This window comes from Rhodanobacter sp. IGA1.0, assembly GCF_040208325.1.
GTDB lineage: Bacteria > Pseudomonadota > Gammaproteobacteria > Xanthomonadales > Rhodanobacteraceae > Rhodanobacter > Rhodanobacter spathiphylli.
In genome coordinates this window covers 2502386-2519564 of record NZ_CP157948.1, presented here as the reverse complement: position 1 = coordinate 2519564, position 17179 = coordinate 2502386, and the positions used below count along the sequence as shown (strand labels likewise).

General features: G+C 67.8%; 19 protein-coding genes. 9 read left to right on the top strand and 10 right to left on the bottom strand.

The window, feature by feature from the left end; all coding sequences use genetic code 11:
• The first annotated feature begins 30 nt into the window (after positions 1–30).
• A complete protein-coding gene (locus ABNK63_RS11465) occupies positions 31–408 on the top strand; it encodes a DUF423 domain-containing protein (protein ID WP_350015687.1) in 378 nt (125 codons plus the stop codon).
• 49 nt (positions 409–457) lie between these two features.
• On the top strand, positions 458–877 hold the full coding sequence (locus ABNK63_RS11460; protein ID WP_007806365.1) for a hypothetical protein: 420 nt from the start codon (positions 458–460) through the stop codon (positions 875–877).
• A 5-nt stretch (positions 878–882) separates the two neighbouring features.
• On the opposite strand, the gene ABNK63_RS11455 is transcribed toward ABNK63_RS11460, so the two are convergent.
• The 3 genes from ABNK63_RS11455 to ABNK63_RS11445 all read right to left on the bottom strand — a co-directional run bounded on the left by ABNK63_RS11455 (position 883) and on the right by ABNK63_RS11445 (position 2858).
• A complete protein-coding gene (locus ABNK63_RS11455) occupies positions 883–1671 on the bottom strand; it encodes a CPBP family glutamic-type intramembrane protease (RefSeq protein ID WP_040672922.1) in 789 nt (262 codons plus the stop codon).
• Between the two features lie 25 nt (positions 1672–1696).
• Complete coding sequence (locus ABNK63_RS11450; RefSeq protein ID WP_007806362.1) at positions 1697–1888, bottom strand: hypothetical protein; 192 nt, start codon at positions 1886–1888, stop codon at positions 1697–1699.
• Positions 1889–1982: 94 nt separating this feature from the next.
• The gene (locus tag ABNK63_RS11445; protein WP_007806360.1) at positions 1983–2858 is read right to left on the bottom strand and encodes an SPFH domain-containing protein; all 876 of its coding nucleotides are present in this window, start codon (positions 2856–2858) and stop codon (positions 1983–1985) included.
• Between the two features lie 141 nt (positions 2859–2999).
• On the opposite strand from ABNK63_RS11445, the gene purT reads away from it, so the two are divergent.
• Positions 3000–4181 (top strand): formate-dependent phosphoribosylglycinamide formyltransferase, encoded by a 1182-nt coding sequence (gene purT / locus ABNK63_RS11440; protein ID WP_007806358.1) that lies wholly within the window; start codon positions 3000–3002, stop codon positions 4179–4181.
• A 108-nt stretch (positions 4182–4289) separates the two neighbouring features.
• Entirely contained in the window at positions 4290–5798 is a 1509-nt protein-coding gene (locus ABNK63_RS11435; protein WP_007806356.1) for an FMN-binding glutamate synthase family protein, read from the top strand.
• 9 nt (positions 5799–5807) lie between these two features.
• On the opposite strand, the gene ABNK63_RS11430 is transcribed toward ABNK63_RS11435, so the two are convergent.
• The 4 genes from ABNK63_RS11430 to ABNK63_RS11415 are packed head-to-tail and all read right to left on the bottom strand — an operon-like array spanning position 5808 to position 8452.
• Positions 5808–6515: an arginyltransferase gene (locus ABNK63_RS11430; RefSeq protein WP_350015686.1), complete on the bottom strand. Its 708-nt coding sequence runs from the start codon at positions 6513–6515 to the stop codon at positions 5808–5810.
• Positions 6516–6559: 44 nt separating this feature from the next.
• A complete protein-coding gene (locus tag ABNK63_RS11425; protein ID WP_007806352.1) occupies positions 6560–6952 on the bottom strand; it encodes a DUF2007 domain-containing protein in 393 nt (130 codons plus the stop codon).
• A gap of 18 nt (positions 6953–6970) precedes the next feature.
• On the bottom strand, positions 6971–7837 hold the full coding sequence (locus ABNK63_RS11420) for an acyl-CoA thioesterase II (protein ID WP_007806351.1): 867 nt from the start codon (positions 7835–7837) through the stop codon (positions 6971–6973).
• A 54-nt stretch (positions 7838–7891) separates the two neighbouring features.
• On the bottom strand, positions 7892–8452 hold the full coding sequence (locus ABNK63_RS11415) for an N-acetylmuramoyl-L-alanine amidase (protein WP_350015685.1): 561 nt from the start codon (positions 8450–8452) through the stop codon (positions 7892–7894).
• 90 nt (positions 8453–8542) lie between these two features.
• Here ABNK63_RS11415 and ABNK63_RS11410 point away from each other — a divergent pair, with 90 nt between their 5' ends.
• The 3 genes from ABNK63_RS11410 (at position 8543) to ABNK63_RS11400 (ending at position 11737) form a co-directional block, all read left to right on the top strand.
• Positions 8543–9067, top strand: a complete 525-nt coding sequence (locus tag ABNK63_RS11410) for an alpha/beta hydrolase (RefSeq protein ID WP_350015684.1) — start codon at positions 8543–8545, stop codon at positions 9065–9067.
• Between the two features lie 11 nt (positions 9068–9078).
• The gene (gene rlmKL, locus ABNK63_RS11405; RefSeq protein ID WP_350017216.1) at positions 9079–11265 is read left to right on the top strand and encodes a bifunctional 23S rRNA (guanine(2069)-N(7))-methyltransferase RlmK/23S rRNA (guanine(2445)-N(2))-methyltransferase RlmL; all 2187 of its coding nucleotides are present in this window, start codon (positions 9079–9081) and stop codon (positions 11263–11265) included.
• 61 nt (positions 11266–11326) lie between these two features.
• Positions 11327–11737, top strand: a complete 411-nt coding sequence (locus ABNK63_RS11400; protein ID WP_007806344.1) for a hypothetical protein — start codon at positions 11327–11329, stop codon at positions 11735–11737.
• Between the two features lie 73 nt (positions 11738–11810).
• Here the strand turns inward: ABNK63_RS11400 and ABNK63_RS11395 are convergent, their stop codons facing one another.
• The gene (locus ABNK63_RS11395; RefSeq protein WP_350015683.1) at positions 11811–12254 is read right to left on the bottom strand and encodes a DUF6491 family protein; all 444 of its coding nucleotides are present in this window, start codon (positions 12252–12254) and stop codon (positions 11811–11813) included.
• Between the two features lie 227 nt (positions 12255–12481).
• Here ABNK63_RS11395 and egtB point away from each other — a divergent pair, with 227 nt between their 5' ends.
• Together egtB and egtD are read left to right on the top strand one after the other, a co-directional pair.
• Entirely contained in the window at positions 12482–13729 is a 1248-nt protein-coding gene (egtB, locus tag ABNK63_RS11390; protein ID WP_350015682.1) for an ergothioneine biosynthesis protein EgtB, read from the top strand.
• Complete coding sequence (gene egtD, locus ABNK63_RS11385; RefSeq protein WP_007806338.1) at positions 13726–14715, top strand: L-histidine N(alpha)-methyltransferase; 990 nt, start codon at positions 13726–13728, stop codon at positions 14713–14715. The genes egtB and egtD overlap by 4 nt, the downstream gene beginning before the upstream one ends.
• 237 nt (positions 14716–14952) lie before the next feature.
• On the opposite strand, the gene ABNK63_RS11380 is transcribed toward egtD, so the two are convergent.
• Both ABNK63_RS11380 and ABNK63_RS11375 read right to left on the bottom strand, forming a co-directional pair.
• Positions 14953–16458, bottom strand: coding sequence for a peptidase S10 (locus ABNK63_RS11380; protein ID WP_350015681.1), 1506 nt, complete (start codon positions 16456–16458; stop codon positions 14953–14955).
• 89 nt (positions 16459–16547) lie between these two features.
• On the bottom strand, positions 16548–17171 hold the full coding sequence (locus ABNK63_RS11375) for an NADPH-dependent FMN reductase (protein ID WP_350015680.1): 624 nt from the start codon (positions 17169–17171) through the stop codon (positions 16548–16550).
• Between the last annotated feature and the right edge of the window lie 8 nt (positions 17172–17179).

The window sequence follows — 17179 nt, the reverse complement described above, 5'->3', positions numbered from 1 at the left end:
CCGGGTTCGCCGGCCAGGGATACGAGCATCATGCGACAACCTGTCAGTACCCGTGTTGCCATGCTGGTCGGCATCGCCGGAGCCAGCGCGGTGCTGCTGGGCGCGTTCGGCGCACATGCATTGCGCGGCGTGCTCGACGGGCGTGGCATGGAGTTGTGGCATACGGCGGTGAACTACCACGCATGGCATGCGCTGGCGCTGGTCATGACGGCTGCGCTGGGGCGTGGCCGCAGCGGTCGGACAGCGTTGTTCGCGTTCGGCACCGGCATCGTGCTGTTCAGCGGCAGCCTGTACGCGTTGGCGCTGGGCGCGCCACGCTGGGTGGGCATCATCACGCCGCTGGGCGGACTCGCCTTCGTGCTTGGCTGGCTCGCGCTTGGCTGGACGCTGCGCTGGCGCAACGAATAGTTCTTGCGGGTGTCATGCGACGGTCACGCCTGGCTGCGATCGTTCCTGCATGAACATGCAGATCGCCCTCTGGCACCGCTCCCGTGCGACATGGTCGCCCAGCCACGTTCTGCGCCGCCTGCGCGGGCCCGGCCTGATCCTGCTTGCGGTGCTGTCGCTGGGTTTGTCGTGGTCCTGGCTGTCGGCCCCGGCCGGAGCGGATCAGGCCGATCCGGTTCGCCAGCTGGTGCATTTTCGCGATGCGGCCCACGACTGGCTGCTGGTGGTGGACCCGGAGACCCGCGAACTGGTGGTCTACGACGCCAGCAATGGGCGTCCGCTGGAGCGCCTGGGTGCAGACGACGGACTGCCTGAGGTTGATTCGATCGCGCAGTCGGGTTCGTTGCTGCTGGTGGCGGATCGGCAGCATGCAGAGGTGCGCCTGTTGAAGTTGCCCCAGTTGCAGCAGGTGGCTTTCGATCCGCGTTGAGCGATTCAGGTGGCGCCGGCCAGTGGCGCGATCACGTGCAGCACCAGGTCGGCGCAGAAGTGCGCCAGCATCGCGTGCTCCAGGCCGTACTTCCAGAACAGCATGCCGGTCACCGTCCCGACCACGGCATTGAGCAGGACGATCTTGCCGATCAGCAGCGATGCCGGCGCCGCCGTGATCGCGAAGACTGCCGGCAGATGGCCGGCGCCGAACAGCAGCGCGGCCACCACGATGGCCAGCACGAACATCCACGGCAGCGCCACGTTGCGATGGCTTCGGGCCAGCAGCCAGACGAACAGGCTGACCAGCAGCAGCCGGCAGCCGACTTCCTCCACGATGCCGCCATAGAACGACGCCAGCGCGCCACGCCAGGCCCAGCCCGCGGCGCTGGTGGCATGCTCGGCTGGAAGCGCGGGCCCGAGCAACGACAGCCCGAGAACCAGCGCGGCAGCCGCTGCGCCAAGCGACATGGCCAGGCCCCAGCGCGCGGGCCGGCCCGGGTCGAGCGGACGCCGGTAGACCCAACTGCGCAGCCACGGCGCATCCAGTCCGTGCGTCGCGCCCAGGTACAGGCCTAGCCAGCCGAGCAGCCAGCAGATCACGCCAGCCTGGATCGTCTGTGCCGCGATCACCACCGGCAAGGGCACGTGCAGGGCGGCCAGCTTCTGCGGCATCAGCACCATCAGATAGGGCCAAAGCGCCAGCGTGGACAACAAACCGGCCACGCCGAGCAGCATGGCGAGCTTCAGATGGGGGCCCTTGACGGGAAGGGCGGCGGGCGCGATGGCTGGCATGGAGTGGGGCTCTTGCAGTGGAGGGTCAGTCGCTGTCCTGGTCGACTGCGGCCGCGCCGGGGTTGGCTTTCAGACGGCCAGCCTTGCGCAGCGCCTCGCGCAGCACGTATTCGATCTGTGCGTTGAGGCTGCGCAATTCGTCATCGGACCAGCGTTGCATCGCGTCCAGCACGACGGCGTTGATGCGCAGCGGATAGGCTTTTTTCTCGGCGGCCATGCCGGCTCAGCGCCGCCCGTGTCCACGCCTCGCGGCGTGGCACGCAATGAACACGATCAGCAGGATGGTGATGAGGCTGCCCATGACCATCCCCTCAGTACAGCGTGCCGGTGTTCAGCACCGGCTGGGTGCCGCGCTCGCCGCACAACACCACCAGCAGGTTGCTGACCATCGCCGCCTTGCGCTCTTCGTCCAGGTTCACCACACCGCGCTGGCTCAGCTGTTCCAGCGCCATCTCGACCATGCTCACCGCGCCCTCGACGATTTTCGTGCGTGCGGCGATGATCGCGCCGGCCTGCTGCCGCTGCAGCATCGCCTGGGCGATTTCCTGGGCGTAGGCAAGGTGGCTGATGCGCGCCTCCACCACCTGCACGCCGGCCTTGCCCAGGCGGGTCTGGATCTCGTCGCGCAGGTGCGTGTTGATCTCGTCGCCGTGGCTGCGCAGCGAGGGCTTGCTGTCCTCGTGGGCGTCGTAGGGGTAGCTCTGCGCCATCTGCCGCAGCGCGGATTCGCTCTGGATGTGCACGTAGTTTTCGTAGTCGTCGACGCAGAACACCGCCTCGGCCGTGTCCAGCACCTGCCATACCACCACGGCGCCGATCTCGATCGGGTTGCCGTCGTTGTCGTTGACCTTCAGCTTGCCGCTCTCGAAGTTGCGCACGCGCAGCGAGATGCGCTGGCGGCTGTAGAACGGATTGGTCCAGCGCAGGCCCTCCTGGCGCACGGTGCCGGCGTACTTGCCGAACAGTTGCAGCACCTGGCCTTCATTCGGGGCAACCTGGAAGAAGCCCTTGAGCATGAAGCTGTCGATCGCCAGCACGATCACGCCGGTGAACACCTGGAACAGCGGGGGGGCGTCCGGATGACCGTGGATGGCGGATACCACCAGCGTCACGCCGATGCCGGCCAGTACCAGGCACAACCCCACGAAGGGGATGCCGGCGACGGAAAAGCCATTGTGTTCGTTCATTGAGGAGTCTCCCTGAGGTGGGGTGATTAGATATCAGAGTGATATCAAATGCAAGCGGCCTCCTCGTGATCCCGGCAGGGCGGCGGTCGGCCCTCCGAGCAGGCCGCATACAATGCCGGTTTGCCCACACCGGAGAACCCGATGAAGCCTTTCGGCACGCCCCATTCCGACCACGCGTTGCGCGTTCTGCTGCTGGGCTCCGGCGAGCTGGGCAAGGAAGTGGCGATCGAACTGCAGCGCTACGCGGTCGAGGTGATCGCGGTTGATCGCTACGCCAATGCGCCGGCCATGCAGGTGGCCCATCGCAGCCACGTGATCGACATGCTGGACGGCAAGGCGCTGCGTGCGCTGATCGAGCTGGAAAAGCCCGATCTGGTGGTGCCGGAGATCGAGGCGATCCACACGCCGACCCTGATCGAGCTGGAAAAGGAAGGGCAGCGGGTGATCCCGACCGCACGCGCCGCGTGGCTCACGATGGACCGCGAAGGCATCCGCAGGCTGGCCGCCGAGGAGCTGCAGCTGCCGACTTCGCCGTATCGCTTCTGCGACGACGAGGTGCAGTACCGCGCCGCGGCCGCCGCGATCGGCTATCCGTTCGTGGTCAAGCCGGTGATGAGTTCCTCCGGCAAGGGCCAGAGCGTGGTGCGCGGCGACGACGAAGTGCAGCATGCGTGGGATTACGCCCAGTCCGGCGGACGCGCGGGCAAGGGCCGGGTGATCGTCGAGGGCTTCGTCGATTTCGATTACGAGATCACCATGCTCACCGTGCGGCACACCGATGGCGTGAGCTTCTGCGCGCCGATCGGCCACCGCCAGGAAGACGGCGATTACCGCGAGTCGTGGCAACCGCAGCCGATGAGCGATGCCGCGCTGGCCGAGGCGCAGCGCCAGGCCGCCGCGGTCACCGGCGCGCTGGGCGGCTGGGGCGTGTTCGGCGTGGAGTTCTTCGTCAAGGGCGATGCGGTGATCTTCTCCGAGGTCAGCCCGCGCCCCCACGACACCGGCCTGGTCACCCTGATCTCGCAGGAGTTTTCCGAGTTCGCGCTGCATGCGCGGGCGATCCTGGGACTGCCGATCCCGGTGATCCACCAGTACGGGCCGTCGGCCTCGTGCGCAGTGCTGGTCGAGGGCGAAGGTGCGGGACCGCGCTACCACGGCGTGGCCGAGGCGCTGGCCGAGCCGGACACGCAACTGCGCATCTTCGGCAAGCCCGAGGTGAAGGGGCGCCGGCGCATGGCGGTGGCGCTGGCGCGGGCCGGCACGCTGAACGAGGCTGTGGGCAAGGCCGTGCGCGCCGCGGGCAGGCTGCGCATCGAGTTGTGAGCGGAAGAATGCCGCGACCCGATGCGATAGGCTCTGCGCCATCGACGATGGTTGTCCAGTCGTAACCGCTCGCCCTCACGGCGAGCCCTTGATCGGGGAGAGGCAAGGATGGAATCAGGCGGATTTGCGCACTGGCTGGTGGTGGTGGTCGAGCTGTCGGCGGCGTTCGCGCTGCTGTTGCTGGCGCTGGCGGTGGTGGTGCTGTTGGCGACCTGGGTGGTCGACCGCAACCAGACCGGCAACGCGGTGTTGCGCAACTTCCCGGTGATCGGCCACTTCCGCTACTGGTTCCTGCACCTGGGCGAGTTCTTCCGCCAGTACCTGTATTCCAGCGACCGCGAGGAAATGCCGTTCAACCGCGCCCAGCGCACCTGGGTGTATCGCGCGGCGAAGAACGTCGACAACACCAACGCCTTCGGGTCGAGCCGCGACTTGCGGGCGGAAGGCGTGCCGTTCTTCGTCAATGCGCCGTTTCCCGACCTGGGCACCGATCATGTCAAGCCGGTGCCGGTCACGATCGGCCCGTATGCACGCGAGCCGTACAGCCATGCCGCGTTCTTCAACATTTCCGCGATGAGCTTCGGCGCGCTGTCGGCCCCGGCGGTGCGGGCACTGTCGCACGGCGCGGCCAAGGCCGGCATCTGGATGGACACCGGCGAGGGCGGGCTGGCGCCGTATCACCTGGAAGGCGGCTGCGACATCATCTTCGAGATCGGCACGGCCAAGTACGGCGTGCGCACGCCGGACGGCAAGCTCGACGACGAGAAGCTGCTGGCGATCTGTGCCCACCCGCAGGTGAAGATGGTCAGCATCAAACTGGGCCAGGGTGCCAAGCCGGGCATGGGCGGCTTGCTGCCCGGCGCCAAGGTCACCGCCGAGATCGCGGCGATCCGCGGCATTCCCGTGGGCGAGGATTCGCAAAGCCCGAACCGGCACCTGGACATCGGCAACGTCGCGCAGCTGATGGACAGCATCGCCCACATCCGCGAGCTCACCGGCAAGCCGGTGGGCTTCAAGGCGGTGCTGGGCGGCGCCGAATGGATCGGCGAGCTGTGCGATGAAGTGCATCGCCGCGGCATCGGGAGCGCACCCGACTTCATCATCGTCGACGGCTCCGAGGGCGGCACCGGTGCCGCGCCGCAGACCCTGATGGAAGGCGTGGGCCTGCCGCTGCACGAGGCGCTGCCGGCGCTGATCGACATGCTGATCGTCAAGGGCCTGCGCGAACGCATCAAGGTGGTCTGCTCGGGCAAGTGCATCACCGCCTACGACGTGGCGTGGGCGTTGTCGATCGGCGCGGACTTCGTCAACTCGGCGCGCGGCTTCATGCTGGCGCTGGGCTGCATCCAGTCGTTGCAGTGCAATCGCAACACCTGCCCCACCGGCATCACCACGCAGAACCCGAAACTGCAACGCGGGCTGGTGGTCACCGACAAGAGCGAGCGGGTATTCCACTACGCGAAGAACGTGATGCACGAAGTGGGCATCATCGCCCACAGCTGTGGCGTCAGCGAGCCGCGCCAGCTCAATCGCGGGCATTGCCGCGTGGTCGGCGACGACGGTCTGTCGATTCCGCTGGAGAAGCTGTTTCCGTATCCGCAGCGGGAATCTTCTTAGACGCGCGCCCTACGGCATGTCGATCCAGCCCTGGGCCGTACGGATCTGCAGCGGCATGAAGCGCCGCTTGTAATCCATCTTCGGGTGGCCGTCGATCCAGAAACCCAGGTACAGCCACGGGATGCCGCGGCGGCGGGCCAGTTCCACCTGTTGCAGGATCGCGAAGGTGCCGAGGCTGCGCCCGGCTTCCTCCGGTTCGTAGAAGGTGTAGACGGCGGAAATGCCGTTGAGGCAGATGTCGGTGACCGCCACGGCCAGCAACCTTGGTCCCGTGCGCAACTCCATGAACACGGTGGGGCTCCACGGCGCGGTGAGGAAGCGGCGGAAGTCGCTGGCCTCGGCGTCGTCCATGCCGCCGCCGGCATGCCGGCTGTGCAGGTAGCGCTCGTAGAGCGCGTGGCGTTCGCGGTTGTAACCGGGGATGCACTCGGTGACGACCACGTCGGTATTGCGCTGCAGGCAGCGGCGCTGGCTGCGATCCGGCCGGAAATTCGCCACGTCGATGCGGCACGGCGTGCAGGCGTGGCAACTGGCGCAATGGGGAAAATACAGGTGGCCACCGGCGCGACGAAAGCCGCGTTCCAGCGCGGGTCCGTACAACTGGTCCAGGTTGGGGGCGGCCGGATCAAGCACCAGGTTCTGTGCCGTGCGGTCGGCGTAATAGCCGCACGCATGGGGCAGGGTCTGGAACAGCCGGACTTGGTCGGATCGGCGCATGGACCGATTCTATGTCGCCGCTGGCGGCGCCGCACGTGGTCGATTCAGAACACGTGCAGATCGCGCAGCATCGCCACCGCCGCCACGCCGAGCACCACCAGCAGTACGATGCGGCGCACCCGGGCGACGGTGAGCCTGCGCCGGTCGAGCGGCGTGGGGTTGCGTGCGGCGGCCAGTTCCTCGCCATGACGGACCACCGGCTCGATGCCGATCTCGCGCAGCAGCGCGCGGGCGCGGGTGTAGTCGTCGGCGCTGGTGATCCACACCTGGGGCCAGCGGCTGCGATCGTCCTGGCGCTGCGAGTAGCTGAAACGCTGCCAACTGGAGCGGTTGTAGTTGGAGCGATTGGACACCGTGGCCTCGATGCCGTGCTCGGCCATCAGGGCGACCACGGTATCGATGTTCTGCTCGCGGGGAGAGGTATAGATCTGGCGCATGGACGGCAGTCTACGCGATCAGTCGTTGCGCACGCGGATCAGGCCTTCCTGCGCGGTGGAGGCGACCAGGTGCCCGTTGCGGCTGAAGATCTGTCCGCGGGCCAGCCCGCGGCCGCCCTGGGCGGTGGGACTGTCGAAGGTGTACAGCAGCCATTCGTCGACGCGGAACGGGCGATGGAACCACAGCGCGTGGTCGAGGCTGGCCATCTGCACGTTGTGGGTCATGTACGAGATGCCGTGCGGCAGCGTGGCGGTGCCGATCAGGTGGAAATCCGACGCGTAAGCCAGCAGCGCGCGGTGCAGGATCGCCGAGTCGTCGATCGGCGAGGTCAGCCGGAACCAGATGTGCTGGATCGGCGGGCGCTTCACCGGATGCAGTTCGTCGCGGGGCCACACCTGGCGGAACTCGAACGGACCGTCGATGCCCAGCCAGCGCTGCAGCTTCACCGGCAGGCGGGCCAGTTCGTCCGGCGGCAGCGGATGCATCGGTTCGATGTCTTCGGGCGCCGGCACCTCGGGCATCGAGGTCTGGTGTTCCACGCCGGTTTCCGGCACCTGGAACGAGATCGAGCCGTTCAGGATCGGCTGGCCGTGCTGGATCGCCACCACCCGCCGCGAGGAGAACGTGCCGCCATCGCGGGTGCGTTCGACGCTGTAGACGATCGGCGCGCGAATGTCGCCGGCGCGCAGGAAGTACGCGTGCAGCGAATGCGCCTCGCGGGCCGGATCGACCGTCTGCTGCGCGGCGGACAAGGCCTGTCCCAGCACCTGGCCGCCGAACACGAAGCGGGTGCCGATGTCGCGGCTCTGGCCCCGGAACAGGTTGTCTTCCAGTCGCTCGAGCTGCAGCAGCTCGACCAGTTCGGTGACGTGGTTGGGTGACATGGAATCGGACTCGCGGGGAGGTAAGCCCGCGATTATAGCGGGCGCGGGCCGTGCTTACGGCACCGCCGGCCGGCTCAGGCCGCAAGCTTCGAGCACCTCGGCCCACGGAAACAGCGGGCCGGGATCAAGCTTGCGGTGGATCTGGATGGCGGGATCGTCGCTGGCTGGCATCAGGTCCGTGTCCAGCTGTTCATGGCCGGCGATCCGGCGCAGGTTCGGAAAGTCCCGGCGCAGCTCGGCCAGCAGGGCGCGCAACGCGGTGATCTGGGCATCGCCGTAAGGCTCGGTCATCTGCTGCTGGCGCGAATCCCACCAGTGCGGATAACGGCCCAGGTTCACCAGCTCGATGCCGATCGAGTTCGGGTTGTGCCCGCGCACGTGGTTGGCCACGCGGGTGCCGGGCACGTAGCGGTACACCGCGCCATCGCGGTCGATGTAATAGTGGCCGCTGTTGCCGGCGCCGCTGGGGTGCAGCACGCGCTCGCCGTATTCGCGGGCGGTGGCCAGGTCCGGCAGCTCGGTGCAGTGGATCACCACCAGCTCCACCGCCGCGGCGGGGCGCTCGGGCAACAGCTCGACGTAGGGCAGGGGCTGGTCGTGGATGGTCAGGCTCATGCGGGGCAGTTTCGCACGTGCCGCGGCCGCGGCGGAAACGCCGCCTGTTACCATGCGTGCCTTGCTTCGAGCACTTTCACGGAGACCGCCATGCGCGGCCAGATCATTCTTTCGCACGGTTCGGATTCGAGCCCCGAGGCGACCAAGGTCAGCGCGCTGGCCGCACTGGCCGAGTCGCTGGGCTGGCGCACGCAGCGGCCGGACTACCGCACCGACGACAGCCGCGGCCATGCCGGCTCGGTGGCGCCGCGGATCGCCCGCCTGCGCGCCACCATCGAGGCGCTCGACGCTCCACCGCTGCTGGTCGGTTCCAGCATGGGTGCCTTCGTTTCCGGACTGGTCTCGCTGGACGTGGCCGTGGCCGGCTTGCTGCTGCTGGCCACGCCCAGCGAGATCCCCGGCTATGCGCGCCGCTTCGACCTGCGCGCCGACGTGCCCGCCATGCTGATCCACGGCTGGCGCGACGAGGTCTGCCCGCTGGCCGGCGTGCACGCGTTCGCCGCGCGGCGGCGCCTGCCGCTGCTGGTGCTGGACGACGATCACCGACTGGGCGCAAGCATGGGCATGATCAGCGCCCAGTTCCGGCTGTTGCTCGACCAGCAGGCCGCCGCATGAACACGTCGGCAATGCGCGCGTTCTTCGCCACCTGCCCCAAGGGCATGGAATACCTGCTGCGCGACGAACTGGTCGCCATCGGCGCCAGCGACGTGCGCGAGGCGCTGGCCGGCGCGCACTTTTCCGGCACGCTGGGAACCGCCTACAAGGCCTGCCTGTGGTCGCGCCTGGCCAGCCGCATCCTGCTGCCGCTGGCCGAGTTCGACGCGGCCGACGACGACGCGCTGTACCGCGGCGTGCAGGGCATCGACTGGAGCGAACACCTGGCCGCACATGCCACCTTCGCGGTGGATGCCGGCACCGCGATGAGCAAGCTCAACCACAGCCAGTTCATCGGCCTGCGCACCAAGGACGCCGTGGTCGACCAGTTCCGCCAGCGCGACGGTTCGCGTCCGGACATCGATACCGACGAGCCGGACATCCGCATCAACCTGCGCCTGCGCCGCGATCGCGCCACCGTGTCGCTGGACCTCGCCGGCTCGCCGTTGCACCGCCGCGGCTGGCGCGAGGAGCAGGGCGAGGCGCCGCTGAAGGAAAACCTTGCCGCCGCGATGCTGCTGCGCGGGCGCTGGCCCGAGGTCTACGCGGCCGGCGGTGCCCTGCTTGATCCGATGTGCGGTTCGGGCACCCTGCTGATCGAAGGCGCGCTGATGGCCGCCGACGTGGCGCCGGGCCTGCGCCGCGAATACTTCGGCTTCCTCGGCTGGCAACAACACGACATCGCGCTGTGGCGCGGCCTGCTGGACGAGGCGAAGCAGCGCGCCGAGAACGGCTTGCGCGCGTTGCGCAGCGTGTTCTTCGGCAGCGACGCCGACCCGCGCATGGTGCAGACGGCCAAACGCAACGCCCAGGAAGCGGGCGTGGCGGGCTTCTTCACGCTGGACAAGCAGGACATGACGCGCGCCGCGCCGCCGCCCGGCGTCGAGTACGGCCTGGTGATCACCAATCCGCCGTACGGCGAGCGCCTCGGTGACCGCGCCGAGATGCCGAAGCTTTACCGCGCGCTGGGCGACACCTTGCGCCAGCGTTTCAGCGGCTGGCGCGCCGCCGTGCTGGCCGGCGACGTCGAACTGGGCCGCGCGATGCAACTGCATGCCGAAAAGCGTTACGCGCTGTACAACGGCGCGCTGGAAACCGTGCTGCTGACCTTCGACCTCAAACCGCGCGACGAGCAGCCGCGTGAAGCGAAGCCGTTGTCTCCCGGCGCACAGATGCTGAAGAACCGGCTGGAAAAGAACGTCCGGCACCTGCGCAAGCGACTGGCCCGCGAGGGCATCCACTGCTGGCGCGCCTACGACCAGGACCTGCCCGAGTACGCCGCCGCCATCGACGTCTACGGCGATACGAACGGCGACGACCACCTGCACATCCAGGAGTACCGCGCGCCGGCCGATGTGCCCGCCGACGTGGCCCGCCTGCGCATGCGCGAGATCGCCCGGGTTGCCGGCGAGGTGCTCGGCGTGCCGCGCGAGCGCATCGCGCTGAAGACCCGCGAGCGCGGCAAGGGCGGTTCGAAATACGGCCAGATGGACCAGCGTGGCGAGTTCATCGAGGTGGAAGAGGACGGTCTGAAGCTGCTGGTCAACCTCACCGACTATCTCGATACGGGGTTGTTCCTCGACCACCGCCTGGTGCGCGGCAAGGTGCGCGAACTGGCCCACGGGAAATGCTTCCTCAACCTGTTCGCCTATACCGCCACCGCCAGCGTCCACGCGGCGGCGGGTGGCGCGCTGGAAACCACCAGCGTCGACCTGTCGGCGACCTATCTGGAGTGGGCTTCGCGCAACCTGGCGCTGAACGGGTTCACCGGTGTCGACCACCGGCTGATGCAGTTCGACGCGCTGGAATTCCTGCAGCGCGATCGCGGCCACTACGGACTGATCTTCGTCGACCCGCCAACCTTCTCCAACTCCAAGCGCGCCGAGGATTTCGACGTGCAGCGCGATCACGTGAAGCTGCTGGAAGCCTGCAACGAGCGGTTGACCCGCGACGGCGTGATCGTGTTCTCCAACAATTTCCGCCGCTTCAAGCTGGACCGCGAGGCGCTGGAAACGCACTTCGAGATCGAGGACTGGAGCGCGCCCAGCATCCCGTTCGACTTCGCCCGCCGCGCCGACATCCACGGCTGCTGGCTGTTGCGGCGGCGCAAGGCCGATCCGGGCATCAATCCCTGGGACAGCGCCCGCATCAAAAAGTGAACCCTTCAGTGCACATTAAGGCTGATCCGACGAGCATCTGCCCGTACAACGGAGAACACTCATGACTCGACGTTTCAGTGGTGCAGGCAAGCTGGCGGCCATCGGCCTGGCGGTTGCAGCGGCGGTGGCGATGCCGCTGAGCGCGTCGGCGCACGGGCACGGCCATGGCTACCATGGCGGTGGTTACCACGGTGGCTACCATGGCGGTTATTACGGTCACGGTGGTGGTCACTGGAGCGGTGGTCGCTGGATCGCGGGCGCGATCGTCACCGGCGCCGTGATCGGCCTGGTCGACAACGCCCTGCGCCCCGCGCCGGTGTATTACGACGCGCCGGTCTATCGCGAGCCGCGCACCGTGATCTACCGTGAGGAGCCGGTGGTCACCCGTCGCGTGGTGGAGACGCGCACCGTGGTCTACGACGACCCGTACCAGACGCGCTACATCCGCGACGATGGCTACGGCGACGATTGATCGCACTCATCGCTGAAGCACTTGAACAGGGGCCCGGTCATCCGGGCCCCTGTCGTTTTGCGGGATGCTTCAGTCAGTGGACAGGCAGGGTCATGGGCTGTTCCGCGCCGCTGCCGTGACGCTTCGCGCTGGCGCTGAGCTCGTCGAAGCGTTGCTTGTCGATCCGGCTGACCGACTCGATCGCGCACGGCGGCTGCTGGCGCGAGCGCACGGTCTCGCCCGTCTCGCCGCAGATGCGCCCCCGGTTGTTGACCGCATTGGAGTGGTTGGGGCGGAACATCAGGCCTGGCGGCGCGATGCCCAGTCGCGGGCAGTCGTGACGCAATGCCACCAGGTAGCGCTTCGGACCCGTCCGCACGATCGCCGTGCGCGCATCCACGATGTGCCATTCGTTGATCTGGGTCGTGTCGATGCACTCGCCGGCGGGCAGGGGCGGGTGGGCCGCCTTGTCGGCCGCCTGCGCGGTACCCGCGCCGGTGGCAAGGGCAAGCATCATCAGGGGAAGGATCATTTTCATCGGACGTGCCTCGCTTTCTCGGGATGGTGCGAACCGTGATCCAGCCACGGCAGCTGCATGCCGCGCTGCAGCGGCATGGGGAGAGCAGACGGAGTATCCGCGATACTCTTGTCACAAGAAGTGAACGGTCGATCCGCCATGCTGGGGAATATGCATGTGACCCGAGACTCCATCACCGACTCCCTCTGCTCCGCCGGTACCGGGACGTCGTTCCGGAAGGCCTGCTGATGGCCTCGCGATCGCTGGCGGCGGAAGACATCGGCAGCCGCTTCGGGCGGGTGCGCGGCCACAGCCTGGAACTCTGCGCCCACCTCAGCGCCGAAGACCTGCAACTGCAGTCGATGCCCGATGCCAGTCCAGGCAAATGGCACCTGGCCCACACGACCTGGTTTTTCGAACAGTTCGTGCTGGGCCGCGACCCGGCTTATCGGCCCCGTGATCCGGCGTGGCATTACCTGTTCAATTCCTACTACCAGTCGGTCGGGCCGATGCATGCGCGACCGCAACGCGGGCTGCTGTCGCGCCCCTCGCTGGACGAGGTGCGCGACTACCGTAGGCGCATCGACGACATGGTGGCCGACCTGCTGGCCCGCCACGACGACGCCGAACTGTCCTCGCTGGTCGAGCTGGGCCTGCATCACGAGCAGCAGCACCAGGAACTCCTGCTGACCGACATCAAGCACGCGTTCTGGTGCAATCCGCTGCAGCCGGCGTATCGCGCACCGATCCTCGCCGAGGCTGGCGCGAAGGTCGTGCCGCTGCGCTACATCGATGGCGGCGAGGGCATCGTCGAGATCGGCCATCGTGGCGAGGGTTTCGCCTTCGACAACGAAACCCCGCGCCACCGGACCCTGCTGCAGCCGCATGCGCTGGCCAACCGGCTGGTGACCAATGCCGAGTACCTGGCGTTCGTGCGCGAAGGCGGTTATCGCGAGCCCGGCCTGTGGCTGTCCGAAGGCTGGGCCACGGTGCAGCGCGAGGGCTGGCAGCATCCGATCTACTGGCAGGACGACCTGGCCAGCGAATTCACCCTGGCCGGCGTGCGCGCGATCGATCCGCAGGAGCCGGTCTGCCACCTGAGCTATTTCGAGGCCGAGGCGTTCGCGCGCTGGGCCGGTGCACGACTGCCCACGGAAGCGGAATGGGAGTCGGCCGCGCAGGGCTTGCCGGTGCACGGCAACCTGCAGGACCAGGGGCGCTGCCAGCCGCAGCCAGCCGTGGCTGGCGAGGGTCTGCTGCAGATGTTTGGCGACGTGTGGGAGTGGACCGCCTCGCCCTACATCAGTTACCCGGGCTTTCGCCCGCTGCCCGGTTCACTGGGCGAATACAACGGCAAGTTCATGTGCGGGCAGTGGGTGCTGCGGGGCGGTTCGTGCGCCACGCCGCGCGACCATCTGCGCGCCACCTACCGCAATTTTTTTCCACCACACGCCCGCTGGCAGTTTGCCGGGCTGCGCCTGGGACAGGATCGATGAGCAGCGTACAACCCTGCAGTACCGGCGACGACGATCGCCGCCCGCCACTGAACGACCTGCTGGCGATCGCCCGGCACGGGCTCGGCCTGAAACTCAAGCGCCTGCCTTCGTGGCTGTTCTACGACGAGCGTGGCTCGGCGCTGTTCGAGCGGATCTGCGAGCAGCCCGAGTATTACCTGACCCGCTGCGAAGTCGCCCTGATGGACGAGCATGCCGCCAGCATCGCCGACAGCCTGGGCAGCGAGGTGCGGCTGGTCGAATACGGCAGCGGCAGCGGCTTGAAGACCCGCATGCTGTTGCGCGAGATGCACGACCCGGTGTCGTACGTGCCCGTGGAGATCTCGCCGGCGCCGTTGAACGAGAGCGTGCGCAGGCTCGCCCTGGAGTTCCCGCAGCTGCCGCTGCAGCCGTTGTGCGCGGATTTCAGCAAGCCCTTGCGCCTGCCGATCCCGCCGCGCGCACCGCGCCGGACGGTGCTGTATTTCCCCGGTTCCACCATCGGCAATTTCGAGGCGCGCGACGCGGTGGACCTGTTGCGCAAGATGCGCAACGAGATGGGCGACGCGGGCGGCATCCTGATCGGGGTGGACCTGAAGAAGGACGTTGCGCAGATGGAAGCGGCCTACAACGATCGCGCCGGCGTCACCGCCGAGTTCACGCTGAACATGCTGGCGCGGCTGAACCGGGAGATCGGCAGCGATTTCGATCTTTCCGCCTTTCATCACCACGCGCGCTACAACCCGATGGCCGGCCGCATCGAGACGCATATCGTCAGCAGCCGCGAGCAGCAGGTGAAGATCGGCAGCAGCAAGGTGGGTTTCCGCGCCGACGAAGTGATCCAGGTCGAATACAGCTGCAAGTACTCGCTGGAAGACTTCGCCGCCCTGGCCGAAAAGGCCGGGCTGGCGGTGATGCGCACCTGGCTGGACCCGCAACGGATGTTCAGCGTGCAATACCTGGTGCGCGCCAGCGCCGTGGCGCGCTGAGAGATTGTGATTCTTTCAACCTCGAAGCCCGGCCACGGCGAGGGCATGGATGCCCGAGTTGAGGCAACGCAGGAGCGATTGCCCGATGGCCGGACATGAAGGAGTCACGCTAGAGACTGCTTCATGTGAGCGCGTCCGGGCATGTACCGGACGCGCGATAGAAGAAAACCACAGGAGGTGGTTTTCTTCACAGGCGCTGAGCGGCGACGGGCCGGCGCGACGCCGGCCCTCCAGGGGTCACTTCGCGCCGTACAGCTGCTTCACGTCGGCGGTCAGCGCGGCCTGGCTGTCGGGCCGGGCGTAGAACATGTGGCCGCCGGGGTATTCCTTGACCTGCACGCGCGACGCATCACCCATCGCCGGCATCTGGTCGACGGCCAGCACCGAGACCATGAACGGGCAGGACAGGTCGTCCCAGCCGTGGGCGATCAGCACGCGCAGGCCGGGGTCGTTGGCCACGGCCTGGCGCAGTTCCTTCACCGAACCTTCCTGCGCGTCGTCGTCCTCGTGCCACAGGCGGTTCACTTCGTAGCTGAGCGCGTTGTAGCGACCGTCGACCTTCCAGCCCACGGTCTGCGTGACGAAGTGAACCATCGCCGTGGTGGTGGGCGCGATGATCCCGTTGAGGATCGGGTCGCCGGTCTGCTGACGTGGCGCGTACGGGAACGGGTCCCACGCGGTGACGTTGGAGTCGTAGCGGCTGCCCAGCTTGCCTTCGGCGCGATACACCTCGCGCAGATAGGCCTGGGTTTCCAGGCGGCCACCGGAGCGCCTGACGAACAGCGGGTCCAGCCCGGTCAGGTCGGTGACCTTGCGGATCATCGCTTCGGTGGCGGCCGGGTCGGAACGTCCCTTCATCAGAGTGGTGGCGTACTCGCCACGCGTATAGGCGATCACCGGCGCCATCGTCTCGGCGCTGAGCTTGCCTTCGCGCTCCAGGTGCGCCGCCGCGATCGACGGCAGGGTAGTCATCCACGGCAGCGGCGAGACGGTGTCGTCGCTCCATGCACCCGGGTCGAGATACGGCGAGATCAGCGTCACGCCGCTCATCGCCACGCCCAGCTGGGTCTGCATGTATTCGGTGATGCGCGGGCCGCGGAAACCGCCGTAGCTTTCGCCCACGTAATACTTGCGCGCGTCCATGCGGCCGTTCTTCACCAGCCAGTCGTACATGATCCGCGACAGGTACTTTATGTCGACATCGGTGCCGTAGAACTGCTTCGTCGCCTCCTTGTCGTCGACCAGCGCGCGGCTGTAGCCGGTGCCGATCGGGTCGATGAAGACCAGGTCGGTGAAGCCCAGCCAGGTGCCGGGGTTGTCGTGCAGGGTGGGGCGCTCGGACGGCGAGTCGCCCTCGACGCCGAAGTCCACCTTCTTCGGGCCGATCGCGCCCAGGTTGAGGTAGACCGACGAAGCACCCGGGCCGCCGTTCAGCGCAAACGTCACCGGCCGGTCGTTGCCGGCCATGGTGTAGGCGGTGAACACCACCTCGCCGGTCGTCCTGCCCTTCTCGTCGCGCACCGGCAGCGAGCCGACGGTCACCGTGTACTTGAGCGTGCGGCCGTCGACCGTGGCGGTTTGCGTCACGTGCGCGTCGGCGGGGAACGGCGGTAGCTGGAAGCCATCCTTGCCCGCCGCCTGGGCGCTCGCCGCCGGCTTGTCGCTGTCGGCCGCGGCGGCCGGGGTGGCGAATCCGGGCAACAGCAGGGCGACCATCAGGGCGAACGGCAGGGACTTGCGCACGGGCCTCTCCTCGGGCGTAAAGACCGAAGCCTAAACGCGCGGCGGGTGCGCCGAGTGTGCTGAAAGGCATGGGTGGCCGCAGGCATGGCTCAGCGCGGCATGGCCTGCGGCTGCTCCAGCGCAGCCGGTCGGGCCACGCGTTCCATCCACGCGTCGAAGGCCAGCAGGAAGGACTGCAGCGACTGCAGCGTGGCGGTGTCGGTGAGCCAGCCCCGGGCATCGAAGCGCTCGGCGGCGCGGGCCACGAACAGGCTTGGCGCCGGCATCACCAGTGCGCCGCAGGTGTGCAGCACCTGGCGCAGCGAGGCCTGTGCCAGCCGGGTGCCCCACGGTCCGCTGCTGGCGCCAAGCACGGCGACCGGCTTGCCGGCCAGCACTTCGCCGAGGGGACTCTCGCGCGACAGCCAGTCCAGTGCGTTCTTCAGCACGCCAGGGAGCGCCTGGTTGTACTCGGGCGTGGCGATGAGCAGGCCGTCCGCGGCGGCCACCGCCGCACACAACGCCTGCACGCCGGCCGGACCGGCCGGATCGCGCGACTCCAGGTCTTCGTCGAACAGGGGCACGGCCGCCAGTGCGTCGTGGACGTCCAGCTGCAGGCCCGTTGGTGCCTGCAGTGCGGCCGCGTGCAACAGGCGACGGTTCCAGGAGTGGCGGCGCAGGCTGCCGGCAAGGCAAAGCACGCGACGGGCGGACGTGGGCTGAAAAGTGGTCATCGCAAGTC